Annotated in this window: 29 protein-coding genes; 24 read left to right on the forward strand and 5 right to left on the reverse strand. The window is 43.8% G+C overall.

Annotated elements, in window-relative coordinates:
- Positions 1-122 precede the first annotated feature (122 nt).
- From EIZ58_RS04345 to mqnE, 4 genes are all read left to right on the forward strand, one after another.
- Positions 123-1,334: an ornithine--oxo-acid transaminase gene (locus EIZ58_RS04345; protein ID WP_134699269.1), complete on the forward strand. Its 1,212-nt coding sequence runs from the start codon at positions 123-125 to the stop codon at positions 1,332-1,334.
- A gap of 21 nt (positions 1,335-1,355) precedes the next feature.
- Complete coding sequence (locus EIZ58_RS04350; protein ID WP_134699270.1) at positions 1,356-2,630, forward strand: Glu/Leu/Phe/Val family dehydrogenase; 1,275 nt, start codon at positions 1,356-1,358, stop codon at positions 2,628-2,630.
- Position 2,631: 1 nt separating this feature from the next.
- The gene (gene pruA, locus EIZ58_RS04355; protein WP_134699271.1) at positions 2,632-4,203 is read left to right on the forward strand and encodes an L-glutamate gamma-semialdehyde dehydrogenase; all 1,572 of its coding nucleotides are present in this window, start codon (positions 2,632-2,634) and stop codon (positions 4,201-4,203) included.
- Positions 4,204-4,390: 187 nt separating this feature from the next.
- On the forward strand, positions 4,391-5,470 hold the full coding sequence (gene mqnE / locus EIZ58_RS04360; protein ID WP_240688941.1) for an aminofutalosine synthase MqnE: 1,080 nt from the start codon (positions 4,391-4,393) through the stop codon (positions 5,468-5,470).
- A 38-nt stretch (positions 5,471-5,508) separates the two neighbouring features.
- Here mqnE and EIZ58_RS04365 read toward each other — a convergent pair whose 3' ends face one another.
- On the reverse strand, positions 5,509-5,727 hold the full coding sequence (locus tag EIZ58_RS04365) for a spore gernimation protein GerPD (RefSeq protein WP_134699273.1): 219 nt from the start codon (positions 5,725-5,727) through the stop codon (positions 5,509-5,511).
- A gap of 153 nt (positions 5,728-5,880) precedes the next feature.
- On the opposite strand from EIZ58_RS04365, the gene EIZ58_RS04370 reads away from it, so the two are divergent.
- The 12 genes from EIZ58_RS04370 to EIZ58_RS04425 all read left to right on the forward strand — a co-directional run bounded on the left by EIZ58_RS04370 (position 5,881) and on the right by EIZ58_RS04425 (position 15,112).
- Complete coding sequence (locus EIZ58_RS04370; RefSeq protein WP_134699274.1) at positions 5,881-6,102, forward strand: spore germination protein; 222 nt, start codon at positions 5,881-5,883, stop codon at positions 6,100-6,102.
- A 25-nt stretch (positions 6,103-6,127) separates the two neighbouring features.
- The gene (locus tag EIZ58_RS04375; protein ID WP_134699275.1) at positions 6,128-6,379 is read left to right on the forward strand and encodes a spore germination protein GerPB; all 252 of its coding nucleotides are present in this window, start codon (positions 6,128-6,130) and stop codon (positions 6,377-6,379) included.
- Positions 6,380-6,405: 26 nt separating this feature from the next.
- Complete coding sequence (gerPC, locus tag EIZ58_RS04380) at positions 6,406-7,014, forward strand: spore germination protein GerPC (protein ID WP_134699276.1); 609 nt, start codon at positions 6,406-6,408, stop codon at positions 7,012-7,014.
- Complete coding sequence (locus tag EIZ58_RS04385; protein ID WP_134699277.1) at positions 7,015-7,212, forward strand: spore gernimation protein GerPD; 198 nt, start codon at positions 7,015-7,017, stop codon at positions 7,210-7,212.
- 3 nt (positions 7,213-7,215) lie between these two features.
- On the forward strand, positions 7,216-7,578 hold the full coding sequence (locus EIZ58_RS04390; protein WP_134699278.1) for a spore germination protein GerPE: 363 nt from the start codon (positions 7,216-7,218) through the stop codon (positions 7,576-7,578).
- Positions 7,579-7,589: 11 nt separating this feature from the next.
- On the forward strand, positions 7,590-7,808 hold the full coding sequence (locus tag EIZ58_RS04395; RefSeq protein ID WP_134699279.1) for a spore germination protein: 219 nt from the start codon (positions 7,590-7,592) through the stop codon (positions 7,806-7,808).
- A gap of 191 nt (positions 7,809-7,999) precedes the next feature.
- Positions 8,000-9,325: a CitMHS family transporter gene (locus tag EIZ58_RS04400; RefSeq protein WP_134699280.1), complete on the forward strand. Its 1,326-nt coding sequence runs from the start codon at positions 8,000-8,002 to the stop codon at positions 9,323-9,325.
- Between the two features lie 62 nt (positions 9,326-9,387).
- On the forward strand, positions 9,388-10,998 hold the full coding sequence (locus tag EIZ58_RS04405; RefSeq protein WP_134699281.1) for an ATP-binding protein: 1,611 nt from the start codon (positions 9,388-9,390) through the stop codon (positions 10,996-10,998).
- Positions 10,973-11,671 carry a response regulator gene (locus EIZ58_RS04410; protein ID WP_240688942.1) on the forward strand — a complete coding sequence of 233 codons (699 nt, stop codon included), beginning with the start codon at positions 10,973-10,975 and terminating at the stop codon, positions 11,669-11,671. The genes EIZ58_RS04405 and EIZ58_RS04410 overlap by 26 nt, the downstream gene beginning before the upstream one ends.
- A gap of 345 nt (positions 11,672-12,016) precedes the next feature.
- Positions 12,017-13,066: a tripartite tricarboxylate transporter substrate binding protein gene (locus EIZ58_RS04415; protein WP_134699282.1), complete on the forward strand. Its 1,050-nt coding sequence runs from the start codon at positions 12,017-12,019 to the stop codon at positions 13,064-13,066.
- A 50-nt stretch (positions 13,067-13,116) separates the two neighbouring features.
- Positions 13,117-13,572 carry a tripartite tricarboxylate transporter TctB family protein gene (locus EIZ58_RS04420; protein ID WP_134699283.1) on the forward strand — a complete coding sequence of 152 codons (456 nt, stop codon included), beginning with the start codon at positions 13,117-13,119 and terminating at the stop codon, positions 13,570-13,572.
- 13 nt (positions 13,573-13,585) lie between these two features.
- Complete coding sequence (locus EIZ58_RS04425; RefSeq protein ID WP_134699284.1) at positions 13,586-15,112, forward strand: tripartite tricarboxylate transporter permease; 1,527 nt, start codon at positions 13,586-13,588, stop codon at positions 15,110-15,112.
- A gap of 51 nt (positions 15,113-15,163) precedes the next feature.
- Here EIZ58_RS04425 and EIZ58_RS04430 read toward each other — a convergent pair whose 3' ends face one another.
- Positions 15,164-16,015, reverse strand: coding sequence for a LysR family transcriptional regulator (locus EIZ58_RS04430; protein ID WP_134699285.1), 852 nt, complete (start codon positions 16,013-16,015; stop codon positions 15,164-15,166).
- A 131-nt stretch (positions 16,016-16,146) separates the two neighbouring features.
- Here EIZ58_RS04430 and EIZ58_RS04435 point away from each other — a divergent pair, with 131 nt between their 5' ends.
- From EIZ58_RS04435 to ahpF, 3 genes are all read left to right on the forward strand, one after another.
- A complete protein-coding gene (locus tag EIZ58_RS04435; RefSeq protein ID WP_240688943.1) occupies positions 16,147-17,157 on the forward strand; it encodes a mannonate dehydratase in 1,011 nt (336 codons plus the stop codon).
- A gap of 264 nt (positions 17,158-17,421) precedes the next feature.
- Positions 17,422-17,985, forward strand: coding sequence for an alkyl hydroperoxide reductase subunit C (gene ahpC / locus EIZ58_RS04440; protein ID WP_134699287.1), 564 nt, complete (start codon positions 17,422-17,424; stop codon positions 17,983-17,985).
- A gap of 12 nt (positions 17,986-17,997) precedes the next feature.
- Positions 17,998-19,527: an alkyl hydroperoxide reductase subunit F gene (gene ahpF / locus EIZ58_RS04445; protein ID WP_134699288.1), complete on the forward strand. Its 1,530-nt coding sequence runs from the start codon at positions 17,998-18,000 to the stop codon at positions 19,525-19,527.
- A gap of 101 nt (positions 19,528-19,628) precedes the next feature.
- Here ahpF and EIZ58_RS04450 read toward each other — a convergent pair whose 3' ends face one another.
- The gene (locus EIZ58_RS04450) at positions 19,629-19,940 is read right to left on the reverse strand and encodes an alpha/beta-type small acid-soluble spore protein (RefSeq protein ID WP_134699289.1); all 312 of its coding nucleotides are present in this window, start codon (positions 19,938-19,940) and stop codon (positions 19,629-19,631) included.
- Positions 19,941-19,989: 49 nt separating this feature from the next.
- Complete coding sequence (locus tag EIZ58_RS33065; protein ID WP_167577483.1) at positions 19,990-20,145, reverse strand: hypothetical protein; 156 nt, start codon at positions 20,143-20,145, stop codon at positions 19,990-19,992.
- 149 nt (positions 20,146-20,294) lie between these two features.
- On the opposite strand from EIZ58_RS33065, the gene EIZ58_RS04455 reads away from it, so the two are divergent.
- Entirely contained in the window at positions 20,295-20,765 is a 471-nt protein-coding gene (locus tag EIZ58_RS04455) for a hypothetical protein (RefSeq protein WP_134699290.1), read from the forward strand.
- Positions 20,766-20,795: 30 nt separating this feature from the next.
- Here the strand turns inward: EIZ58_RS04455 and EIZ58_RS04460 are convergent, their stop codons facing one another.
- Positions 20,796-21,206, reverse strand: coding sequence for a zinc ribbon domain-containing protein (locus tag EIZ58_RS04460; protein ID WP_134699291.1), 411 nt, complete (start codon positions 21,204-21,206; stop codon positions 20,796-20,798).
- A gap of 187 nt (positions 21,207-21,393) precedes the next feature.
- On the opposite strand from EIZ58_RS04460, the gene EIZ58_RS04465 reads away from it, so the two are divergent.
- The 4 genes from EIZ58_RS04465 to EIZ58_RS04480 all read left to right on the forward strand — a co-directional run bounded on the left by EIZ58_RS04465 (position 21,394) and on the right by EIZ58_RS04480 (position 26,065).
- The gene (locus EIZ58_RS04465; protein WP_134699292.1) at positions 21,394-22,554 is read left to right on the forward strand and encodes a sulfite reductase subunit alpha; all 1,161 of its coding nucleotides are present in this window, start codon (positions 21,394-21,396) and stop codon (positions 22,552-22,554) included.
- A gap of 134 nt (positions 22,555-22,688) precedes the next feature.
- Positions 22,689-23,870: an O-antigen ligase family protein gene (locus tag EIZ58_RS04470; protein ID WP_134699293.1), complete on the forward strand. Its 1,182-nt coding sequence runs from the start codon at positions 22,689-22,691 to the stop codon at positions 23,868-23,870.
- 40 nt (positions 23,871-23,910) lie between these two features.
- A complete protein-coding gene (locus tag EIZ58_RS04475) occupies positions 23,911-25,083 on the forward strand; it encodes an MFS transporter (protein ID WP_255438193.1) in 1,173 nt (390 codons plus the stop codon).
- An 85-nt stretch (positions 25,084-25,168) separates the two neighbouring features.
- Entirely contained in the window at positions 25,169-26,065 is an 897-nt protein-coding gene (locus EIZ58_RS04480) for a DMT family transporter (RefSeq protein WP_134699294.1), read from the forward strand.
- Positions 26,066-26,078: the final 13 nt, after the last annotated feature.

A 26,078-nucleotide genomic window follows, 5' to 3' on the forward strand; every position in this document is an offset into this window, starting at 1 on the left:
GCAAAATTTTTTAGCAGAAAAGTGGAGCGAGGCTCAGTTTACCTGATGGCACGGAACTTGCTTTAACCTACAGTGTGGATTTATTTTTCGATTTAAAAAAATCAGCTAGAGGAGGAACGACAATGAAAAATACACAACAAATTATTTCCCAAACCGACCAATACGGGGCTAAAAATTATAACCCGCTGCCGATCGTCATTTCTCATGCAGAAGGAACTTGGGTATCGGATCCGGAAGGCAATCGTTATATGGATATGTTGAGTGCTTATTCTGCTTTAAACCAGGGGCATCGTCATCCCCGTATTATTCAAGCTCTTAAGGACCAAGCGGATAAAGTTACATTAACTTCTCGTGCTTTTCATAATGAGCGCCTTGGGGATTTCTATGAAAAGCTCTCTGCGATTACGGGCAAGAGCATGATCTTACCGATGAATACTGGGGCAGAAGCTGTTGAGACGGCATTGAAAGCTGCTCGCAGATGGGCGTATGAAGTCAAAGGCGTAGCTGATCTACAAGCAGAAATCATCGTATGTGAAGGGAATTTCCACGGTAGAACGATTACAGCGACATCTTTTTCTTCGGAGCCAGCGTATCAGCGTGGGTTCGGACCGTTCACGCCAGGGTTCAAGATCATTCCTTATGGAGATGTGGAAGCACTAAGAGCGGCGATTACACCTAATACCGCAGCGCTGCTTCTTGAACCGATTCAAGGTGAAGCGGGTATTCGAATTCCTGCATCTGGCTTCATAAAGCAGGCTAGACAGGTTTGCCAAGATAACCAGGTTCTGTTTATTGCTGATGAAATTCAAACCGGCCTTGGACGTACAGGGAAAATGTTTGCATGTGATTGGGAAGACATAAAACCAGATATGTATATCTTGGGTAAGGCCCTTGGCGGAGGAGTGTTCCCGATCTCAGCAGTTGCTGCCAATGAGGAAGTGCTTGGCGTATTCGGACCAGGCTCCCATGGATCTACGTTCGGGGGAAACCCACTAGGTTGTGCCGTGGCTATTGCCGCTATGGATGTATTAAATGATGAAGAGCTCGTGGATCGCTCAAACGAATTGGGTCAGTATTTCCTAGATCAGCTCAAGACTATTCATAATCCAATGATTCATGAAGTCCGGGGAAGAGGGTTGTTTATTGGGGTTGAACTGAAGGTGCCAGCAAGACCGTTTTGTGAAGAATTAAAGGAAAAAGGCTTGCTATGCAAAGAAACGCACGAAACTACCATTCGATTCGCGCCTCCGCTTGTTATATCTAAGGAGGACCTAGATTGGGCGATCGATCAAATCAAGCAGGTTTTAGCCGTAAAAGAAGTGGTTACTCAATAATAGAGTGAAGAGGTGGATGTCATGGTCTTATCAGTTAAGGAGACACCAAAAATGCAAGAAAATATGGATGTATTTAGCCGCACACAAGCGGTTATTAAAACCGCTTTACATCATCTGGGATTTGAAGATGTAGTATACGAATTGTTAAAAGAGCCTCTCCGCTTGCTTACGGTGAGAATTCCTGTACGGATGGACGATGGTACGGTTAAGGTGTTCACAGGCTATCGGGCCCAGCATAATGATGCCGTTGGACCGACGAAGGGTGGAATTCGCTTCCACCCCGATGTAACGGAGGATGAAGTCAAAGCGCTTTCGATGTGGATGAGTATCAAGTGCGGGATTACCAACCTCCCTTATGGCGGAGGAAAGGGCGGCATTCAGTGCGACCCAAGAACGATGTCGTTTCGTGAGCTTGAGCGTCTCAGCCGCGGGTACGTTCGCGCGATCAGTCAAATTGTAGGACCGAACAAGGATATTCCTGCTCCTGATGTGTTTACTAACTCCCAAGTGATGGCCTGGATGATGGACGAATATAGCCGAATTCGAGAGTTTGACTCTCCTGGCTTCATCACGGGTAAGCCATTAGTATTAGGAGGATCGGCTGGCAGAGAGTCCTCAACAGCCAAAGGAGTAACGATCGTACTGAAAGAAGCCGCCGATGTGGTAGGGATCCCGCTTAAAGGGGCTAAGGTGATCATTCAGGGATTTGGAAACGCAGGAAGTTTTCTAGCCAAGTTCCTTCATGACGAAGGAGCTACCATCGTAGGGATCGCCGATGCGGTGGGGGCGTTGTATAACCCTGAAGGACTAGATATTGATTATTTACTAGACCGCCGGGATTCATTTGGTACCGTAACTACGTTGTTTGAGGATCGCTTGAGCAATAAAGAAATCTTAACCATGCCTTGTGATATCTTAATCCCTGCAGCGATTGAAAACCAAATCACGGAGGAGAATGCAGCAGATATCCAAGCGAAAATTGTGGTGGAAGCCGCCAATGGGCCAACGACGCTTAAAGGAACCGAAATCCTAACAAACAAAGGTGTGTTAATTGTTCCAGATGTATTAGCGAGCTCAGGCGGGGTTGTTGTCTCCTATTTTGAATGGGTTCAGAACAACCAAGGCTACTACTGGTCCTCAGAGGAAGTAGATGAAAGATTAGAAAAACTATTGGTCGAATCGTTCCACAACGTATACGAGACCTCCCAAACCAAGGAAGTGGATATGAGGCTAGCGGCATATATTGTGGGACTAAGAAGAATGGCAGAAGCCACAAGATGGAGAGGATGGGTTTAACATGAATACCGTTAAGGAAAAAAATACACCTTTCGTAAATGAACCATTTACCGATTTTTCTATAGAAGCTGAGCGTCAAGCTATGCAGTCTGCTCTTCAGAACGTAAAGAGTCAGTTGGGACAAGATATTCCTCTATATATTGGAGGCAACAAGATCTTTACAAATGAACGGATGGACTCCATTAACCCAGGGAATGTAGATGAGATCATCGGCCGCGTGAGCACGGCCGATGAGATACTAACAGAGCAAGCCATCCAGTCTGCTTTACGAGCCTTTGAATCGTGGAAGAAAGTGCCTGCACAAGAACGGGCAAGTTACTTGTTCCGTGCAGCTGAGCTGATGAGAAAGCGAAAGCATGAATTCTCTGCTCTAATGGTCCTCGAATCCGGGAAAAACTGGGGTGAGGCGGATGCTGACACGGCTGAAGCCATTGATTTCATGGAGTATTACGCAAGAGAAATGATTCGTCTCAGCGAGATTAATCAACAACGTCCTCTTACCCAAATACCTAGCGAAAATAATCAATTGGCGTACATTCCGCTTGGCGTAGGTGCGGTTATTCCGCCTTGGAATTTCCCCTTGGCGATTTGTGTGGGGATGACAACCGCTGCGATTGTTTCTGGAAACACGGTTTGTCTGAAGCCGGCGTTGCCGACGCCTGTGATTGCCTATAAGTTTGTGGCCCTCATGGAGGAAATCGGATTGCCGGCAGGCGTGTTAAACTTTGTTCCTGGAGACGGCCTTCGTGTGGGGGAATACCTCACAACTCACCCACAAATCCGATTCATTAGCTTTACGGGTTCCAAAGAAGTGGGGCTTCGTATCAATCGTGTGGCTTCAGTAAAGGCAGAGGGTCAGCTTTGGATCAAGCGTGTCATTGCAGAAATGGGAGGTAAGGATGGCGTTGTTGTAGACGAAACCGCTGATTTAGAAGCTGCGGCAGCGGCGATTGTAGCTTCAGCGTTTGGGTTCCAAGGGCAGAAGTGCTCGGCCGGTTCGAGAGCGATTATCGTAGAATCGGTCTATGAACAAGTTAAAAACCGTGTAGTAGAACTTGCAAGCGAGCTGGCGATGGGACTTCCAGAGACAAACGCAGCTGTTGGTCCGGTAATTGATGACAAATCCTATAACAAGATTCTTGATTATATCGAAATCGGAAAATCCGAAGGATCCTTACTGCTAGGCGGCCAAAAAGCAGAAGGAAACGGGTACTATATCCAGCCTACCATTTTTGCTGATGTCGATCGGAAAGCAAGAATGATGCAAGAAGAAATTTTTGGTCCGGTGTTGGCTCTAAGCAAGGCCAAGGATTGGAAAGAAGCGATTGATATTTATAATGATACAGAGTTTGGGCTTACGGGGTCCTTTTTCTCACAGGATGAAGAGCGAATTTCCTATGCGCTTGATGTGATGCATTGCGGAAACCTCTACATTAATCGCAAGTGCACAGGTGCTTTGGTAGGCGTTCATCCGTTTGGCGGTTTTAATATGTCAGGAACGGACTCCAAAGCGGGTGGACATGATTATCTCTTATTGTTTACACAGGCCAAGTTAATGTCTAGGAAAGTGTAGTTGGTGCACTCAAAGAGGGGAATCCCCCTCTTTTTTTGTTTTAAGCCCTAAGAAGACGCGGCTGTGATGGGGGCCGCAATGCTGGTGTTTTACTCTTGTTTTAATAGAGAATAGGTTATGATAGAATAATTGATGTATAAATATGTTGATGTGAGAGAACGGAGTGATCCTTATGCATAGTACCACAATGGATAATCGCATGGCTGAAATTGCGGAAAAGGTCTACCGTGGCGAGCGGTTGACAGCCGAGGACGGAGTTTTTCTTTACCAGAGCAACGACTTGCTTACGATTGGACAACTGGCTAACCATGTAAATCAGCGTATCAATGGGGATAAGGTTTATTTTATATCCAACATGAGCCTTTATTTTACGAATGTGTGTGAAGCACATTGTGCATTTTGCCATTTCCGCCGAGATGAAGGGGAAGAGGGCGCGTACACCTTAACGGCTGAGCAACAGTTTGAGTACATTGATCAGCATCTGCAAGAGGACATGAGAGAGTTCCATATTACGGGCGGACATAACCCCCACGTTCCTTTTTCCTACTATGTGGACTACGTGAGAGCGTTAAAACAACGATATCCTCATATCACAGTCAAGGCTCATACGGCTGCGGAAATTGAGTTTTTCTCACGGATTAGCGGCAAAAGCTATGCAGAAGTGCTACAGGAGCTGATGTACGCTGGGTTAGACACCCTTACAGGGGGCGGGGCTGAAATCCTCTCGGAGCGCTACCGTCAAAAAATGGGGGTAGGAAAGGCAACAACCGACCAATGGCTAGAAGTTCAACGTGTCGCTCATAGCTTGGGGTTAAAGACCCATGCTACGATGTTATACGGATCCATTGAAACCATCGAAGAGCGCATCCAGCATATGGTGCTTCTGCGCGAACTCCAGGATGAAACGAATGGTTTTATGGTATTTATCCCTAATAATGTGCAACCGGCCAAGGTCACCATGGGGATCAAACGCCGGGTGTCAGCTTTTGAAGCTCTGAAAACGATCGCGATTTCTCGCTTGATGTTGGATAATATCCCGCACATTAAAGCTTACTTTATTAATTTAGGCACACAGCTAACGCAAGTGGCCCTTACTTTCGGTGCCTCAGACGTCCATGGGACGATTGTAAAAGAACGGATCTCTCATGCCGCAGGTGCAGATACGCCAGAAGGTCTTACAAAAGACGAGTTAGTTTGGCTGATTCAAGGGGCGGGAAGAACCGCAGTTGAGCGTGATACGTTTTATAATGAAATTAAGGTGTACTAGACCAAAAAGGAAGAGAGAGCCAATGGGGCCCTCTCTTTTTATTTCACTTGTTCAGCCTCTAGAGGGGGCATTCCGCCTCTTCCTCCGGTAACGATGGGTATGCTTGGATCATCAATAAATGAGTCTGCTGGAGTGTCAAAGATGGAGGAAGAAGTAATGACTTGCGCATCACCCATGATAAAAACAGAGGAGCTCCCTACCCCCCCAATCTGAAGATCTCCTACGTGCAGCTTTTTATTCGTAACGGTCATATTCATACTTATTTTACTCCTTCGCTTATAATCGCTAATGTTTACAGCCTATGCAGAGAATGTTTAGATGTGATTATCGGAATGGATGAACACCTAGAAGTGGGCATACATACATTAGCATTAAAGACAATAATTTTGACAATGAAAAGGGGGGAGTGTATGCCAGCATTAGTTGGAGCTGTCAACATCAACAGTATCGGTGCCAGTTCAGTGTTCAATATAGGCGATGTATACACCATCTCTCCGATGAGTGCGGTTAAAACCTATGCAGGTGCGGGTTCATTCATAACAGGAAATAACTTAAAAGTATACAATTATCAAAATCAAACCAATACCATAGACTTTGAGGCAGTGGATCAACCATTAGCCGCAAATGTCTAAAACGTAAGGTAGGAGCGGAACCTACATGAATTTATTTGTAAACCAGAACATAACCATCCATAAACTTGAAATTGGTGGTGTCTCAAACTCTTCCGTGTTTCAAATCGGGAGTGCAGGCATTATTAAACCGTTATCGAACCTATTCAACAGTGGAGGATTTACAGGGCCTGCTCCCGAAATTGAAGAAGAAGCAACCATGATCGATCGACCTCCTCAAGTTTTTGTCCCTCCCACCTTAATCCCGGCACAGCCGTTCGTCCCACTGACTACACCATAAAGTCTCGAAAAGGAGGGGAACATCCTATGTATATGCATCCTTATTATTATCAATATATTCACCACATGAATATGACGCTGCAAGCTCAGCAAAAAGCTTTACAGGATATTCAAAAAATGGTAGCCGAATTAAATCAAGAAGTAAATGAGTTGAAAAATAGGCCAACGAATGTAAACAACACGTATCAATTTGATCTGCTGAAGGTTGAGCGATTGGAAGGGACCTTGAGCATCGGATTAAACCCTAACGGCGAGGGCAACAGTCTTGGAGATTTATCCATCAATCAGTCCATCAGCTCTCCCAAATCAGGTACTCCTCATTCTGAGCTTTTTGGCAGGATCTGTACCAATATTAACAATTATCTTGATACAGATGCTTACGAAACGATGAAGTCTCTTGAAGCTCAGTATCAGCGTCCTTTAGAAGATGCTTATCGAAAATTTATAATACAAGACGTCAAGAGACAAATTGACCAACGAATCATGTATTACCTCCATCAGTTAGAAGAAAATGGACTGGATGAAAATCAACAATCCGATATGGAGCACATGATTTATGAAAAAGTGCAACAGGATATTTCAAAGACCTTCCAACTTTACCTTCAAAATTTGCCTCAAAAAGGAGATATCAAGTAAATGAACTTTACCGTTGTTAATGGAGAAGTTTCAGTTGGAAAAGTGGTCGTAGACGATGTAGCCGCTTCTTCCATCTTTTTGATTGGAGATGCCCAGTACATCCAGTTATATAGTACTTTTGAAACGCCCGCTGAAACCTCGATTGTGGGAGTGACAATCCCCCCCATTGCTGCACAACCTGCTGAAGGGGAGGGGTAAGGGATGAGTAGGCTCTCACACGTAGGAAAGATGAAAATTCTCAACGTCTCCAACACCTCAGTCTTTGAAATTGGAGATTCAGTGAATGTCCACACGTATTCTAGGGTACTTGCGCTTAAACGAACAAGACCCGTTTATTTAGGGGAAGAGCATGACTTCTCCGATTATACCGTTTTTAATCAGCCCATCCCCCGACGTCTCGTCTATGAGTCCATAAACATGACCGTTTTTAATCAAAATCCAGTGATATCCGTGGGATCGATTGAATCGACCAGCGTATCCACCGCTTCGATCCTGCATATCGGCTCCACAACGAATATTGCTGCAGAAGCACATGTTAAACATGTTCGACATTCACTTGGATAGGAGGGATCTAAGTGCCTTCAGTTGTTTTGGGACCCATCAATATTACGGAAAATGGGGGGGTTGTTCATTTTGGCGACTCCTTGAACATCTCTCCTAAAGCTACTGCAAAGAGCTTCTCTGGCTCTGGAGGAGGGAACACGGGTAACTATGTCCTTGCTAATAATGGGATAAGCGCAACGAATACGATCGATTCTCAAGCTGTGGATCAACCGATGACAGGTAATCTGTAGGCAGTCAAGAATAAATGAAGCCACTCCGTAAAGGAGTGGCTATTTTTCATTGTGAACAAAATGAACAAAATGTACTTATTCTTCCTTATTTGTTTTATATCCATAATATTTATTCCCTCTAAAGGCTATGGTAAAGTTCTTAATAATTACACAAATGAAGGCGTTCGCAATCATAGAAGGGGGAAACACCAATGCTTAGCATCATCGGGTTGGCAACGATATTAGTTATTGTCCTTTTGTTACTAACGAACAGAATCACACCGATTATCGCGCTCGTTTTAGTTCCAATTGGAGGAGCATTACTCGCCGGCTTTGGAGTCACAGAAATTGGGGAGTTTTTTAACGACGGGATTAGTAAGGTCATTAATGTTGTTATCATGTTTATTTTTGCCATTTTGTTCTTTGGTGTCATGCAAGACGCTGGATTATTTGATCCCATCATCAACAAAATGATAGCCATTTCAAGAGGAAATGTTATCGCTGTCGCGGCTGGAACCGTTATCATTGCAGCGATTGCTCACCTAGATGGGTCTGGCGCTTCAACTTTCCTCATCACCATACCAGCTTTACTTCCTTTGTACAAACGTCTTAACATGAGTCCTTATTTACTTCTTTTACTTGTTGGTACAAGCGCAAGCATTATGAACATGGTTCCTTGGGCAGGACCGCTAGGCCGGACGGCATCCGTACTGGGTGTGGATCCAACTGAACTATGGAGACCGCTAATTCCTTTGCAAGTAATTGGTCTGGTTTTATTAGTGGGGATGGCCATCATTCTTGGACTTAGAGAAAAACGCCGAATCGCTCGATCAACAGAACTTAATTCGGTATCTTTGGAAGCGGCCGCAACCCTTGAAACGGTAGCGAGTAGTCCACAGCTGGATACAAGAGAAGATGTCTTGGCTAGACCGAAGCTACTCTGGGTAAACTTGTTGATAACGCTGACCTTAATTGGTATGTTAGTGTGGGGGATTATCCCTGCTGGCTTCTTGTTCATGATTGCTCTTAGTATTGCTTTACCGATTAATTATCCTAGTGTAAAAATGCAGATGGAACGTATCAAAGCACACGCACCAAACGCCCTATTAATGGCTTCGATTATCCTTGCTGCTGGTTCTTTCTTAGGTATATTAAATGGGACGGGCATGTTGAAGGCATTAGCTACTGACCTTGTCGATATTCTGCCAGCTATGATTGTCCCTTATTTGCACATCGTAATTGGGGTATTCGGTGTACCTTTTGAACTTATCTTAAATACAGATGCTTATTACTTTGCGTTGCTGCCCGTAGTAGAACAAATTGTAACGAGTTATGGGGTGGATTCCTTCTCCGCTGCTTACGCTATGATCATTGGAAATATCATCGGCACATTCATTAGTCCGTTCGCTCCTGCTTTATGGCTGGCTCTTGGGCTTGCAGGACTTGAGATGGGACGCCATATCCGCTATTCTTTCCTATGGGTATGGGGATTCAGTCTTGTGTTATTAGTGGTTGCCATTATCATTGGCATAATTTAAATAGAGTAACATCCCACCCCATCTGTTGGGGTGGTTCTTTTGTTTTCGGAAAGGAGAATAACATGAGGTTACAGACCAAGCTTATTCTACTGATTTCTTCCTTGGTCATTCTTGTCATTGCTGTAACCGGTATATCAAGCGGATATCTAATGAATCAATCCTTAAAGCAGCAAATGGGGGCAAGAGCCTTGGATGTAGCCACCACCATTTCCAGGATGCCCTCGATTCGGGAGGCTTTTTTGACCCCTGAGCCATGGAACGTGATTCAGCCGGTTGCAACCGATATTCAAAAAAATATTGAAGCCGAGTTTGTCGTCATTGGCAATCATGAGGGAATTCGATATTCTCATCCGAATCCAGAACAAATCGGGAAGGAAATGGTGGGCGGGGATAACCGACTCGTATTAGCCGGGCAACCAACCGTTACTGAAGCCATAGGATCACTTGGCCCTTCTTTGCGGGGAAAAGCTCCCATATTTAATGATGCAGGAGAAGTAATTGGTCTTGTATCCGTTGGATTTTTGATGAAGGATATTGAGCGGGCAGAGACACAATACCGAAGGAATGTACTCTTCTTTGGATTACTTGCGCTTCTTGTTGGCGGCCTTGGGGCTCTTCTCATTTCACGGAATGTCAAACAGTCGATTCTAGGGCTTGAACCGCGTGAAATTACTCAGCTGTACCAGGAAAAACAGGCCATTATCCAATCGATAAGGGAAGGTATCGTAGCTACCGATGCACGAGGGAAAGTTTCAACGGTCAATTCAAACGCTCTGAAGTTCATCGGTACGGACGATGAGAGAAAGGTGATCGGCAAACCGATTGGGGAGGTGTTCTCCGGTTCTCCTCTCGCGCTTCATTTGAGTGAGGGCAAAGCGGAATATGACCAAGAGATAATTATTGGGGATCAGGTTGTCATCGCCAACCGTCTTCCCATCATCAATCAGCAACAGGAAGTGGTAGGGGTAGTCTCCAGCTTTCGCAGTAAATCGGAGCTGTATTCCCTTGCGAAAGAACTAGCTCAAGTCAAGCAATATGCGGAGGCCTTAAGGGCACAAACGCATGAGCATTCCAATAAGCTTTATATGATTTATGGACTTATTCAGCTAGAATCCTATCAAGAAGCCATTGAAGTGATCACCAAGGAAGTGGGTGTGCATCAAAATTTAGTACGGTTTATCATGAAGGAAATTCCTGATCCAATTGTAGGCGGGTTACTGATCGGTAACTTTAATCGTGCCCAGGAGTTGCAGGTGGAATTGGAGATTGATGAAGAGAGCAGCTTCAGCGATATCCCGCCTGAGATTGATCGAATGGACTTGGCTACCATTCTCGGGAACCTGATCGGCAATGCAATGGAGGAAGTATCGGCTCAAGAGGTAAAAAAAGTAAAGGTATTCCTGACCGATCTGGGTACAGATCTCATCATGGAAGTCGAGGATTCAGGCAAAGGAATTCCCGATGAGGACCTAGACAAGATCTTTCAGCTCGGATATTCGACCAAGTCCACGAAAAATCGTGGTGTCGGTCTGGCATTAGTTCAGCAAGCGGTAAACAAGTGGAACGGATTCATCAGCTATGCGCGAAACTCAGAGGGGGGAAGTATCTTTACCGTACTCATCCCTAAAAATGGAAGAGGGGGACAGCATGAACATACAGGTACTGATTATTGAAGACGATCCTCGAATCGCAGAGATTAATCGAAGATTCATTGAAAAAGTGTCAGGCTTTGAGGTCACTGGCATTGCAACGAATGAGCCACAAGCAAAAGAACTGATGGACATCCTGACACCAGATCTTGTTTTATTGGATGTCTACTTTCCCGATATGAGTGGCTTAGACTTTATGGATTGGATTCAAAAGGATTATGCAACGACGGATGTCATCATGATTACAGCGGCCAAGGAAGTCACTGCGGTACGTGAGGCGATCAGGAAGGGGGCCTTCGACTACTTGGTCAAGCCTCTCATCTTTGAGCGATTTCAAGAGACGATGCTGCGTTATAAGCAGTATCGCGAGAAGCTGGTCCAATTGGGAAAATCTAAGGAGAATATTAGCCAGGATGAGATCGATCGTCTGCTTCAGAGTCCACGAGCACCGAAAAAAAAGGAAACCTATTATCCGAAGGGAATTGACCATCTAACGTTAGAGAAAGTAACATCGGTCATCGACCAACAGGAAGGAGGGCTTACGGCGGAGGAAGTAAGCCAGAGAATTGGGGCCAGCCGATCGACGGCAAGGCGATATTTAGAATACCTTGTTTCAAAAGGAGAAGTTCTATCGGACCTTTCTTATGGAGTCGTAGGCAGACCTGAAAGGATTTATCGCAGGTTGAAAGGGAAGTAAAAACCAGACCACTCTTGATTGAGTGGTCTATTGTGTTTTTCAAAATAAAAAAAAGACCTATGGCAACACCATAAGTCACAAGGGAGACATTGTAGTTGTAGTTTGAGACAGTTTAGACATTCGAAATCTCTTTATCAATCTACCATGGGATGGAACGTTACAGCAACATTGTGAACATAAGCTTTATTTACTTCATTAAAATCACGGATTGTCCCATCGTAAATTTTATGAACAAAAAGAACTCTATAAACTTTATCCGGCTTATGGCCTAAAACTTTTAAAATAATTAACGTTCTGATAATTTATAGACAACAAAGAAATACCAATCAAGGGGGATTAAACGAAATGAAAAAGTTTGCTACACTCTTGCTTTCTAGTGTTCTCGCTATCAGCTTGACGGCCTGTGGCGGTGGAAGTAATCAATCAGCACCTACACAAGCTGCAAACGATACAAATTCTACAAAAAATGAAAAGGCTTCCAATTATCCCGAAAAACCCATTACGGTTGTTGCACCGTCCGGTGCAGGTGGGGGGTGGGATAAGACCGCTCGTTCCTTAACCAAGATCTTAGCGGAGACGAAGCTTGTTGAAAAAACGATGACCGTTGAAAACAAGCCAGGCGGCGGTGGTGCTGTTTTCCTAGCTGAGTATGTCAATCAAGATAAAAAGAATCCTTATAAATTATTTGTCAGCTCTCCGCCTATTTTGATCAACAACAATAAGAAAGAAGGCAACAGCCCTTTTGGATATAGAGATACCACACCACTTGCCCAATTAACACGGGACTATGGAGCTATTGTAGTGAAAGCAGATTCGCCTTTCCAGGACTTGAAATCAGCTCTTGAGGCAATAAAAGCAGATCCGACAAAGGTTACAATCGCTGGCGGCTCGGCCCCTGGATCAATGGATCACCTGGTTGCGGTTCTCCCCGCGTTTAAATATGGGATTGATCCTAAAGCAGTGAAGTATGTTTCTTATGATGGAGGCGGTGAAGCCATCGCAGCATTGCTTGGCGGAAATGCTGACTTTATCGCGACGGATGCTTCCGCTGTAGGGGAGTACTTGAAGGCTGGAAAAGTTCGCGTGCTAGCGGTAAGCGCTACGGAACGCTTGGGAGGAGAGCTGAAGGATATTCCGACGTTCAAGGAAGCGGGCGTGGATGCTGAATTTACAATTTGGCGCGGGGTATTTGGTTCGAAGGATATGCCAGAAGAAGCCTTGAAGTTCTGGGAAGAAAGCTTAAAGGCCTTGTCTGAAAAGGAAGAATGGAAAAAAGAATTGGAAGCTAATGGATGGCAAAGTGAATACAAGAACAGCCAAGATTTCACCGTTTTCTTGGACGAGCAAGATCAGTTAGTTAAAGAGCTATTGACGGCATTAGGCATGGCAAAATAAAAAATGGGGGAGAAGTTCCTTCTCCCCAGATATTTTGGAGGTGAGTCCTGGTGAATGCTACGTTTGATCGTTATGCTAGTTTGGTATTTCTTCTTATCGGAGTCGCCTTTATTATAGAGAGCCGAAAAATCTCCGCAAGTGCTTACGGAAGCAGTGTGGGTCCGGACATGTTTCCCATGTTTTTGGGCATTGCCTTAATTTTATTAAGTCTTCGTCTGTTCTATGAAACTAGGTTTTACTCTACTGTGAAAGTTAAAGGCATGTCCTTAGATTATAAACGATTCTTGATTATTCTTGTTTCTGCTATTCTTTATGGATTATTACTTGAGCCAGTAGGCTATGTGATCACTACCTTTGTCTTCTTATCCATTGGATTCCAAACGATGGAAAAAGGCGGCTTGTGGAAAACACTTTTGATTTCTGGAGTCTTTTCCTACGGAATTTACTACTTGTTTGTAGAAGTATTAGAAGGTTCCTTACCGGGATTCCCTGTATGGTTTAATTAGGAGGTGAAGGAAAATGGAAACATTACAATTTCTAGGGAACGGGTTTGCCATTGCCCTTCAATGGCATAATCTTGCGTTTGCCTTTTTCGGAGTTCTTATTGGGACCGCCGTTGGTGTTCTTCCGGGAATTGGGCCTATGAGTGGAGTGGCGCTCTTAATACCGGTCACATCTACTTTAACGTCAGGCTTGGATCCGGGATCGGCTGCGACCAGTTCCATTATCTTATTGGCAGGCGTGTATTACGGGGCGATGTACGGAGGCTCGACGACTTCCATCTTGCTGAATACGCCAGGGGAATCCTCCTCCGTTGTGACTGCCTTAGACGGGTACCAGATGGCCAAGCAAGGTCGGGCGGGTCAAGCCCTATCCATTGCCGCGATCGGTTCGTTCTTTGCGGGTATCGTTTCCATTGTCGGATTGGTGTTGCTTGCAGAGCCTTTATCCGATGTTGCCTTATCCTTTGGTCCGGCAGAATATTTTTCTTTAATGATTCTAGGTCTTTGCGCCGTTAGCGGTCTAGCAGGAAAGTCCATGACGAAAGCGCTCATCATGACAATCTCTGGTTTGCTGTTGGCCACGATTGGTCTAGATAACGTATCAGGGGTTGCCCGCTTTACCTATGACACCCCGGTTCTTTATTCCGGACTCGAGTTTCTAACCATTGCTGTAGGCTTATTTGCCTTAGGAGAAGTATTTAAAACAATCCTCGAAAAAGAAAGCGAAGGAGCCGTGATTGCGAAAGTAGGAACGATTCTTCCAACCAAACAAGATATGAAGGATAGTGCGGTTCCTATTGCGCGCGGTTCTTTCTTAGGTTTCTTCATCGGTCTGTTGCCTGGTGCTGGGGCAACCTTAGCATCATTCTTTTCCTATATTATGGAGAAAAAGTTAAGTAAAAATCCAAGTAAGTTTGGTCAAGGGGCGATTGAAGGTGTAGCTGCACCTGAATCGGCCAATAATGCAGCTTCCGGCGGAGCGATGATTCCTTTACTCACTTTAGGGATTCCTGGATCGGGTACGACAGCGATTCTTATGGGGGCCCTGATTATGTACAATATTCAGCCCGGTCCTTTATTGTTTTCCGATCATCCTCAGGTCGCTTGGGGCTTGATTGCAAGTATGTTCATTGGAAACGTCATGCTCCTGATCTTGAACATGCCTCTAGTTAAAGTGTTTGCCAAAGTCATAGAAACACCAGCAAAATATTTGCTTCCTATTATTATTGCTATTTCGTTCTTCGGTGTATATGCCGTCCAGTTTACCACGTTTGATTTGATGCTTCTTATCGCTTGTGGTGTTGCCGGGTATTTCTTGACGAAAAATGATTTCCCTGTGGCTCCGCTCGTTCTTGGTTTGGTTCTGGGTCCAATGATCGAAAATAACCTTCGTCGCGCTCTCACTGGCTCTAATGGGGACTTTATGATTTTCTTGCAAAAGCCCATCTCTTTAGCGTTCTTGATTGTAGCCGCGCTATGGATGCTTATCCCACTGTTGCTGAAGATGAGAGGGAAAAATGTGATTATCAACGAAGAAGCGTAATTGTGATGTAGTGTACCCCATTTTCTATTTCGGGAATGGGGGATTTTTTTTTCAAGCTCTCATCACAAACTCTACAAATGCCCTCACGATCGATAGATTCATCGAACTCTCCCGATAATTCATCCAGCTTTGCATGTGCAGTTGGTCACCTGATACGGTGTTTAAGTCGATGACATGTAAAGGATCTTGTGAATTTAAACAAAATGCCGGGACGAAAGCGACCCCCAACCCGCTCAGTACCATTCGTTTACAAGTTTCCACGTAGTCTGTCTCCATAATAATGTGAGGAGGGGCACTAAACCTTTTGATCCACCAGCGGTTCATGACACCTTTGATTGCAGCAATGGGAACATAAATAAGAGGGAGGTTCGGTAAATCATCAATCGTAACGGGATCTCTAGAGATAAGGCATAGGTTGTCCTTATCTATGAGAATCTTTTGTTCCGTCCAACGATATCCCGCGCTTTCAATGCCAATATGAATGTCACCTTCATGGAGCAGTCGCATGACTTCATGGCCTAAGCCTGTTTTTAGCTGTATTTTAACTTTAGGAAAAGAGGTCATGAAACTGCTGAGCATGGCGGGAAGTTTATACAACGAGAAATTGTTGGAAACGCCAAGTTTTAACGTCCCCTGGATCTCTTCATTCATGCTCTGAAGTCCTTCAATCATTTTTTCCGTCTCCATCAAAAGCTTCTTGGAGTGCTCGACTAAATACTCCCCTTGATCTGTGAATTGAACTCCCTTATTTCCCCTAATCAAAATGGTCGTTCCCCATTCTTTTTCCAATTGCTGAATTCGATAGCTGATCGCAGGCTGGGAAAGGAACAGGCGATCAGCTGCCTTCTTAATATTCTTTTCCTCATAGAGTACATTCAGGATAGCTAAATCCTTAAAATCCATCCGTTTCACCTTCCTCTTTCTGATATAAATATCTTTTATATCTAGCTATAAAAATCCAATATTTTATTTATTACAAAAACCATACTATACTTTTACTTAACAATCAAGACAGAAAGAGGATGAGTATAATGATGAAAATCTCGATGACCTCCTATAATGTGGATCTATCCGATGCGGATTTAAGACAGCTCAGCCAATTAGGGGTCGATTGTATCGATTTTGGGAAAGGGTCAGCTTTTAAAGGGGTTAAGGAACAGGGATATCCCGATTTAGATGAGTTACTCAAGCTGAAGCGTCGCATTCGTTCTTATGGTATGGATATCAACCGCGTAACTCTACCAGACTTATCGCTTAAGTTCATGCACAATGAACCTGGAGCGGAGGGGGAGTTGGAAAACTCCATTCGTGCCATGAAGGTGTTTGGAGAAGCGGGTATCCCTATTGCCAGACAGCGCTTTGAAGGCGATACGTTTCCTCAACTAACGACACAGTACCGTTCGATTCAAAGAGGGGGAGCCATTGCAAGAGGCGAAGCTGTTGGCTTTAATCAAGAAGAATACCATCCAACACTAGAACTCTATGAAGCCTATTGGAATCGTTTTTGTGACGCTTATGCTCAATTAGTTCCAGTAGCTGAAGACTATAACGTGCAATTGGGCATGCACCCTTCAGACGCTCCGCATCCGGGAACCTTGTTTGGGGGGTTAGGGTATCGACGAATCATAGATGCCTTTCCAAGCAAGAATGTTGGTTACATCTATTGTGTCGGTACGAGAGCTGAAGAAGGCGGAAGCTCGCTCGTTTTGGATGAAATCAACCAATACGGAAGAAAAGGAAGGATCTTCCTTGTGCATTTCCGAAATGTTCGTGGAAGTCTTCCGACGACGAAAGCATTTGAAGAAGCCTTATTGGACGATGGGGACCTGAATATGTTCAAGATTTTATTAGAGCTGCATAAAGTAGGCTACGATGGCTGCTTGAACCCAGATCATGTACCAATTTTAGAAGGCGTGCAGATCGAGCATAATCCGAGCTGGCCGAATACTTGCATACAGTGGAACTATAACAATATTGGGTATGTCTATTCGATTGGTTATATCAAAGCTCTTTTAGCAGCATTGGTTGAATTTTCTGGGAAATAAAAATATCAAAGATCACTTTCTCGCGAAGTGATCTTTTTCGTTTATTACGAAAGAAGAGGTAATGCAAATAGAAAAACTTTTTATTATAATAGGAATAAGAAAACCTAATTCAATTTATAATATGAAACGATGGCAAATAAACATGTATTATATGTATTGACAAATAACAAATAAACAATTAATATTTATTTGTAAGTATTATATATAGCTAACGAAAACCTTTAGCTATAATATTACACTCATACCCTAAGGAGGAATTTAATCATGTCTCTAATTGGAACTGAAGTAAAACCGTTCAAAGCACAAGCATACCGTAATGGTGAGTTCATCGAAGTAACCGACGCAGACCTTAAAGGACAGTGGAGTGTCGTTTGTTTCTATCCGGCAGACTTTACTTTTGTGTGCCCAACAGAGCTTGAGGATCTTCAAAACGAGTACGATACCCTAAAGGGACTTGGAGTAGAAGTGTATTCCGTTTCTACAGATACTCACTTTACTCATAAAGCATGGCATGACAGTTCAGAAACAATTGGCAAAATTACATATACGATGATTGGAGACCCTTCCCATACGATCTCTCGCAACTTCGATGTGCTTATTGAAGATGCAGGTCTAGCTGATCGCGGTACGTTTATCATCGATCCAGACGGTGTGATTCAAGCAGTTGAAATTAATGCAGGCGGCATCGGTCGTGATGCAAGCATTCTTGTCAGCAAAGTTAAGGCAGCCCAATATGTCCGTAACAACCCAGGTGAAGTTTGCCCGGCTAAATGGCAGGAAGGCGCTGCAACCCTGAAGCCAAGCCTTGACCTTGTAGGAAAGATCTAAGGAACACGACCCATGCTACTAGATGCGGAAATTAAGGCCCAATTGAATCAATACCTGCAACTGATGGAGGGCGATGTGCTGCTTAAAGTGTGTGCAGGGTCCGATGAGGTATCTCGGGACATGCTAGCATTAGTCGATGAGATTGCTACCATGTCATCGAGAATTACAGTGGAGAATACCCAGTTGTCGAGAACGCCAAGCTTCAGTGTGAACCGAATAGGCGAAGAGACTGGAGTCACATTTGCTGGGATTCCATTAGGCCACGAGTTTACTTCTTTGGTATTGGCGTTGCTACAGGTCAGCGGAAGAGCTCCTAAGGTGGATCAAAAGGTCATTGACCAAATTAAAAGCATCCGTGGGGAATACCGTTTTGAATCTTACATCAGTCTGAGCTGCCACAACTGTCCTGATGTGGTGCAGGCGCTGAACTTGATGAGCATCCTCAATCCTGGCATTACACATACCATGATTGATGGAGCAGCGTTTAAAGGGGAAGTAGACAGCAAGAACATCATGGCTGTACCCTCCGTTTTCTTGAATGGAGAATTTTTTGGCGGCGGTCGAATGACTATTGAAGAAATTCTAGCCAAAATGGGGAATGGTCCAGATGCATCCGAGCTGTCGGATAAAGAACCATTTGATGTTCTTGTCGTTGGGGGCGGACCAGCCGGTGCAAGTGCAGCCATCTATGCCGCTCGTAAAGGCATTCGTACAGGAATTGTGGCTGAGCGCTTTGGCGGACAGGTCATGGATACCATGGGTATTGAAAACTTTATCAGTATGAAATATACAGAAGGTCCTAAGCTGGTAGCCAGTCTTGAAGAACATGTGAAAGAGTACGGCATTGATGTAATGAATTTACAGCGTGCCAAGCGTTTAGATAAGAAGGAGTTCATTGAAGTCGAACTCGAAAACGGTGCTGTTCTGAAGAGTAAGTCCGTGATCCTTTCTACAGGTGCTCGTTGGCGTAACGTAGGTGTGCCGGGCGAAGCAGAGTTCAAGAACAAAGGGGTAGCTTATTGCCCTCATTGTGATGGTCCTTTGTTTGCAGGTAAACATGTAGCGGTTATTGGCGGTGGCAATTCGGGGATCGAGGCGGCGATCGACCTTGCAGGGATTGTGAAGCATGTTACGGTACTTGAGTTTATGCCAGAGCTGAAAGCCGATGCTGTATTACAAAAGCGCCTTTACAGTCTGCCGAATGTGACGGTTTTAAAGAACGTGCAAACCAAGGAGATCACCGGTACGGACAAAGTGAACGGAATCTCCTACATGGAGCGTGACACGAAAGAAGTGAAGCATATTGAATTGCAGGGTGTGTTCGTTCAGATTGGACTTGTACCTAACACAGATTGGTTAGGCGACACCGTTGAACGCACTCGTATGGGAGAGATTGTAGTCAACAGCCATGGCGCAACGAATGTCCCTGGTGTGTTTGCTGCAGGGGATTGTACCAATAGCCCATATAAGCAGATCATTATTTCTATGGGGTCTGGGGCTAATGCAGCCCTTGGAGCTTTCGATTACCTCATCCGCAATTAATAGAGCTAGTTCCCATGGGTAATGGGAACTAGTTTTTTTTCTTCTTCTTGTACGATAGATCGAAGAAAAAAGGAGCCTATGGGCTCCTTTGTGTCAGCAGATTAATGCAGCTGTTGTTGGTCGAAGGACTCCTGCGGAAGTTGATAGGCTGGGACTCCCTGTGCCTGTTGCATGGTTTGAACCACCCGACTTTGATCCTCAGCAGTAACCGCGTGGTCGTTCATCATCGTAGGGTTCAGTCCTTCATTCTCCATCACTTGTTCTGCTAAATTAATCATTCTCCTTACCATCATCCCACCAACCATTCCGTTGACACGAGAAGGTAAAAGACCTTTGTCTATTTCATCATAGTTAGGTATTCCTAATTCGGAAGCAGTCTCGTTCTTAAATTGATCCCACATCTGACCCTTCATTAGGCACCCCCACGATTTAGACTTAGGAGCTGACACCCTATTAGTATGCCTATTGCTGATTTTTTTGAACGATATAATCTGGGTTAACTGCAGCTTGCTCACGCTCTGCCCATACCGTCTCGTCTTGATAGGCATCTATAAGCGCATTCTCCTGGTCTTTTGCCTCACCGATTACATTATGGTCGACAGTGTAACTGGTACGCATACATGAAGCGGGCTCTTTGTTATCCATATTCTTCTCCTCCTTTCAACCATAATATCTCCTCTATTTCCTAACTTCTTTCAATATGCTTCTTTTCACCTAGATCAGCCATCTGTCTATCTACATATAATCCCATAAGGGAGAGGATGTTTATGAGAATGTTTAATGTACAGTATATACCTCTGAACAAGCTCAAACCAGATTCGACAATGAAGATGACGAAGAGTATGCAAAGACTGAGAAACTTGATGACTGATTGTATGCAGGTCATTGCTGTAAAAAAGAATAAAAAAAGCGGCAAATATATTATTATTAGCGGACACGATCGATATGAATATCTGCGTAAACATACATCAAACAAATATGCACCGTGTATCATTGACGAAGGTAAAATCTCCAAGGGAGCTAAATCGTTAATGCATCGGTATCCGGACCTGAGCTTGGATCAATTGGTTCCATCAAGTCTAAAGATCATTCAGGCCTTTCTCAAGCAAGATCCTCGGTTTTCCAATTTGTCCTACAGTCAACAGCTGCGGGTGCTCCTTCTTGCCATACGCTATAAGAAGACCGTTATCTCGTCCATGAAAGCTAAAGTAGACGAATTCATGAAGCCTACTCACTAGAGGGAGGCTATTTTTTTGACCTCCATCACATTAAATGTCTTTTCCGCATTTTGGACAAAAGTTAAAATCGGTTTGTACCTTTGTACCGCAGAAAGGACAAAACTCTCCTTCAAACCTCCGTACCGGATCGTTAGTAGTAGAGTTTCGTTCACCCCCAAATCTAAGGTTTAGTGGATCGGGCTCTTCACGGTTATCTGTAATATCCAAGAGTGACATTCTATCTTTGGAAGTGGCATTCTTATAATGGAATACCGCATTGGCGATTCCGATACCGATAAAGATGAGACCAAACAATGGAAATATCGTTCCTACCAACGGAAACGGAGAATCCCTGGTAATACTAAAAGCCATGATCGTCCAAAAAACACCAAATAGCACAGCTCCTATACTGCCTACAGCCCCCAACGCGGAAGGTCCCCGACCTGGTTTAATGCTTTTCATTTTCCGTCCTCCTATCCCAATTTTAATGTTTATACGATATGAGTTTGTTTTAGTTTCAATGTTTCCTAGGGTAAACTAATAAAACACACCAAATCATAAAGAAATTATAAGAATTTCTTGAAAAAAAACATACCTGATTTTCCGTTACTGTGTTATCCTAGAAAAAAAACATTTTGGAGTGGTAATTATGCAAACTACTGACGTGAAAAAGGTGTCGACAACGTTTTCAAGGACCAACCCATTTCAAGCCAAAGTACTCAAAAATGTCAACTTAAATCGAGAAGGCTCTAGTAAAGAAACAAGGCATCTCGAGCTATCGTTAGATGGATCCGACCTTTCATATAACCCTGGCGATGCTCTTGGCATTGTCCCTTCCAACGATCCTGAACTAGTGGCTTCCCTTCTTGAGGAAATGAAGTGGGATGAAGAAACCCTAGTGGAAATTAATAAGCAAGGCGATACCCTTTCACTAAAAGAGGCGCTAACCACCTACTTTGAGATTACGTTACTATCTAAGAAAATTCTACAACAGGCCGTGGACTTCACAGAAAGCGAAGAACTGCGAAATCTTTTGTTAGTGGAAAATGCAACTCAACTTAAAGAGTACACCAGCGGGCGTGATTTGCTTGATATGCTGCGCGACTTTGGCCCTTGGAACGCTTCGGCCCAAGATATTGTGTCCTCATTGAGAAAGATGACACCACGTTTATACTCCATTGCAAGCAGTATTGCTGCTAACCCTGAGGAAGTACATTTAACCATCGGGGCTGTCCGTTACATGGCACATGGCCGCTTACGAAAAGGAGTTTGCTCCGTGTTATGTGCTGAACGTCTACAAGAGGGAGATACACTCCCTGTATTTATCCAGCCGAATAAACACTTCCACCTTCCAGAGTCTACAGAGAAGGATATTATCATGGTTGGACCTGGGACAGGCATTGCACCTTTCCGTTCCTTTATCCAGGAACGTGCCGTGACGAAAGCAGAAGGCAGAACCTGGTTATTCTTCGGAGACCAAAAATCTGCGACGGACTTCTTGTATCAAGACGAGTTAGAGCAATATCAAAAAGATGGTGTCCTAACAAGAATTGACACGGCGTTCTCGCGTGATACCGAGAAAAAGGTTTATGTTCAGCATAAGATGCTTGAGAACAGCAAAGAATTGTTTGCATGGCTAGAAAAGGGAGCTTATTTCTATGTTTGCGGAGATAAGCAATATATGGCGAAGGACGTTCATAATACGTTGATCGACGTGATTGAAAAAGAAGGAGCCATGACCCGCGAAGCAGCTGAAGCATACCTAACGGAAATGCAAGAGCAAGGGCGTTACCAACGCGACGTATATTAAGAGGGAGAAGGAACAGACAAACGATTTGTCTGTTCCTTTTACATTTTTCAGCAAGATACGGCTATTGCCATGTAAGCGCTTCGTGCATTATCTTTAGGTGTACTGAGAAAACATGGAGCGAAGGTGCTTTCATTATGAATATGGTTTTAAGCTTAATTATCTATTCTCCTTATCTTGCGGCACTACCCATTCTCTATATCACATACAGGTACCTCAAGGAAGGGAATTGGTCCTTGGAGCATTCATGGACCAATGGCTTGCTTTTTTTATTTTTCTGGTCCGTTCTCGTCGGTTTTGCCAATGATCAAGGAATATATATTACATCGTCCTTGTTTCTTTTGGGCTATTTTTTTCTAAGTATGTATCTCCAGGAGAAATACCAAAGGGAAGATGCAATTGAAAACCTTCTATCTTCGTTATTCTTCTTGTCTCTAGGATCGGCATTCATTGCATTTTTGGATAAGATCGGCGTCATCACTTATGATCCTGCATGGTGGAAGTTCTTGATTGGCACCCGAAGTATTGTAGATATTGGTGACTATCAGAATTATCGGGTGTCCGGCACGTTTAACAACCCGAATTTAGCAGGAACTTGGTATGCTATTATGGTTCTTATAGGATATTATTTCCTTCAAAAGAAATCTGGTCTTACGAAGTGGGTCTATGCTCTTTGTATGATGATTTTTGCTTTAACACTTATGATTACGGAATCTCGTGGGGCCGTCATAGGACTATTTCTTGGGTTTGTGATTTACAGCTATTTCTCCGGCCATAAGAAAAAAATGCTCTTTCTTATGTTTCTATTACTGGGGAGCATAGCCTTAATGCTTCATCGTCCGGATTGGTTCCCAAGAGGAGAAATCCTGTTTTCCTCCATTCGGGATCGTCAAGCCATCTGGATTAATACCTTTGAAATGTTTCTTAAAAAACCGGTAACAGGCTGGGGTCTTTTAGGCATTTATTTTGCAGACCGCAGCATTTACGATTATTTGCGCGTTTTCCATGCACACAATATTCTTCTTACGCTTGCTACGACTTTAGGTGTTGTGGGCCTGTTTACCTTCTTTTACATGAAGTGGTCGTTATTACAGGAAATCAGGATATTATATCAGGCAAACTGCAGATTAACTCCCCTGTTAAGCGGAATGCAAGCCATGATCTTAGGTCAGGGAGTTTTTGATTTTACCATCATGAGTCCCCAAATTGGCGTGCTCTTTATCGCCTCAGCCGCCATGATCGGCGGATTGGCTAGAACCTATAGACCAATAGTTGGAAGAACTATAGCATGGCAGCAAGGAAAATATAAGAAGGCGTAGTCGTTCGTTTCATTGTGTGTGTACAGAAAGGGGTAAAGGTGTGAACTCTGCTTTACAGGATGTAAAAAGACACAACTTGTTTTTTATTATGTTTTATTTTCTTACTTTCTACGGGATTGGTTCCCTATTTCCGTTACTGACCGTTTATCTTAAGGATGTGGCAGGGTTGAGCGGAACGGAAGTAGGGATTATTATGTCGATCTCTCCAGTTGTAACCTTATTTGCCCAACCCGTTTGGGGGATGGTCAGTGATTATACCCAGAAGCCTCGAGTCATCTTAACGGTTTCGCTAGTACTTAGTTCCATTCTGGGTTTAGTCTATTCAAGTGGTACAGGCTATTGGTACATTTTTATAGCTGCTGCCGCGTTAGCCATCTCCCAAAGCGCCATTGTTCCCGTATCGGACAGTATTGCCCTCAATTTTGTTCAGAAGGTGAAGGGAGATTATGGAGGTTTACGTTTATGGGGAGCGGTCGGGTTTGCCGTTAGTGTACTCATTGGCGGAAGAATAGCGGAGATGTTTGGTCTAAACGTCATCTTTTATTTGTTTAGCGGTATTATGTTAGCCACAGCGATCGTGGCATGGTCATTGCCCAATGAAAGTCAATCGATGAAGGTGGATCTAAGCAATGGCCTATCGCTATTATTCGGGATGAAGCGGTATGTTATTTTCCTGTTGATCACATTCTGTATATTTGGTCCCATCTACGCTAACAATTTCTATTTTGGCCTTTTAATTACCGAACTAGGAGGGACACTAACAGGGGTGGGCTTTGCCTTTTTACTTGCAGCAGGGAGCGAAGCCCCATTCATGAAGATCGCTTCCCGATGGATTGCTCGGATCGGGATGATGAAAATCCTGATCATGGCAGCAGCGATAGCAGGCCTGCGTTGGTTCATCTATTTCTTTGAACCGCCGCTAGCTATTGTATATCTATCCACCATTGCGCAAGGTTTTTCTGTTGGAATGTTTATTCCGGCCGCCCTTCAATATGTTCGAGACCTGGCGCCAGCCGATGTTCGGGTCACAGCGGTTTCTCTGTACTCCGCATTCGGAAATGGGTTAGGAACCTTATTTTGCACGTTCTTAAGCGGCATGATTTTTGAGTATTTTTCTATTGGATTTGTTTATCTGTTTTATGGTGCCTTGACCATGGTCGGAGTGCTCCTGTTGGTGGTCCTACAGGGGATGGAGGGAAAGTTCTATGGCTAAACAAGCGAAGGGACGTTTAATGAACAACCTCAAAGAGTAGAACTAATGGTCATCAGCCAATAGTTTCGAGAGGAGGAGTAAGTGCTTGTTTTTAGGTATTTTATATACTATCTTATGGGCATCTGGAGCGGTTTCCGTGAAATTTGGTCTTCTGTCTTCCCCACCATTAACAATGGGAACCATTCGATTTCTTTTAGCCGGTAGTTTATTGTTGTTATATATTTATTTGTTTAGAAACGGTAAATACCCGATGCCTAAAAAACGAGAGTGGAAGCCATTAATTTTATTAGGTTTATTTAATACTTCGATGTATCTTGGTTGCGGTTTTTGGGCATTACAAACGGTCTCATCTGGTTTTTTTAATTTAGCTGTGGTCATCAATCCGTTTCTCGTTGCACTTCTTTCTTCTATTTACATGGAACGCTTTATTCAACGGAAAGAGTGGCTAGGAATGGTTGTTTCTGCGATCGGATTAGTCATTGCGACATACCCGTTATTAGAAAACAGCCATTCAACGTTAAGCGGACTTCTTTTACTGATGATTGGCATGATATCGATGGCGATCGGCAGTGTATACTTTCAAAAAGCAAACTTGCAACTGCCTAGTTTGGTCATAAATGCGTGGCAAGTTTTATTCGGCGGGATTATTTTAATCGTGCCCTCTATAATTTTAGAATCAGGTAAACCATTCCTATTTGATAAGAATCTAATACTATATCTGGTGTGGTCAGTCTTAGGTGTTTCCATCCTTGCCATGGTTCTATGGTTTTATTTGCTTAAACAAGATGCAGTTAAAGCAAATATGTGGTTATTTTTAACTCCTATCGCTGGATACTTTCAATCATCGTTCCTATTAGGAGAAGAGATTACAAGATATGATGTGATTGCTGCTCTTTTTGTGTTTGCTGGATTATATTTATCCGGTAATTTACGACTTAACAATTTACGTAAACCTCTAGCCGAGAAAAAGATTGGAGCATAAAACTAATTTGGAG

It is taken from the genome of Ammoniphilus sp. YIM 78166 (assembly GCF_004522215.1).
In the GTDB taxonomy this organism is placed as follows: domain Bacteria; phylum Bacillota; class Bacilli; order Aneurinibacillales; family RAOX-1; genus YIM-78166.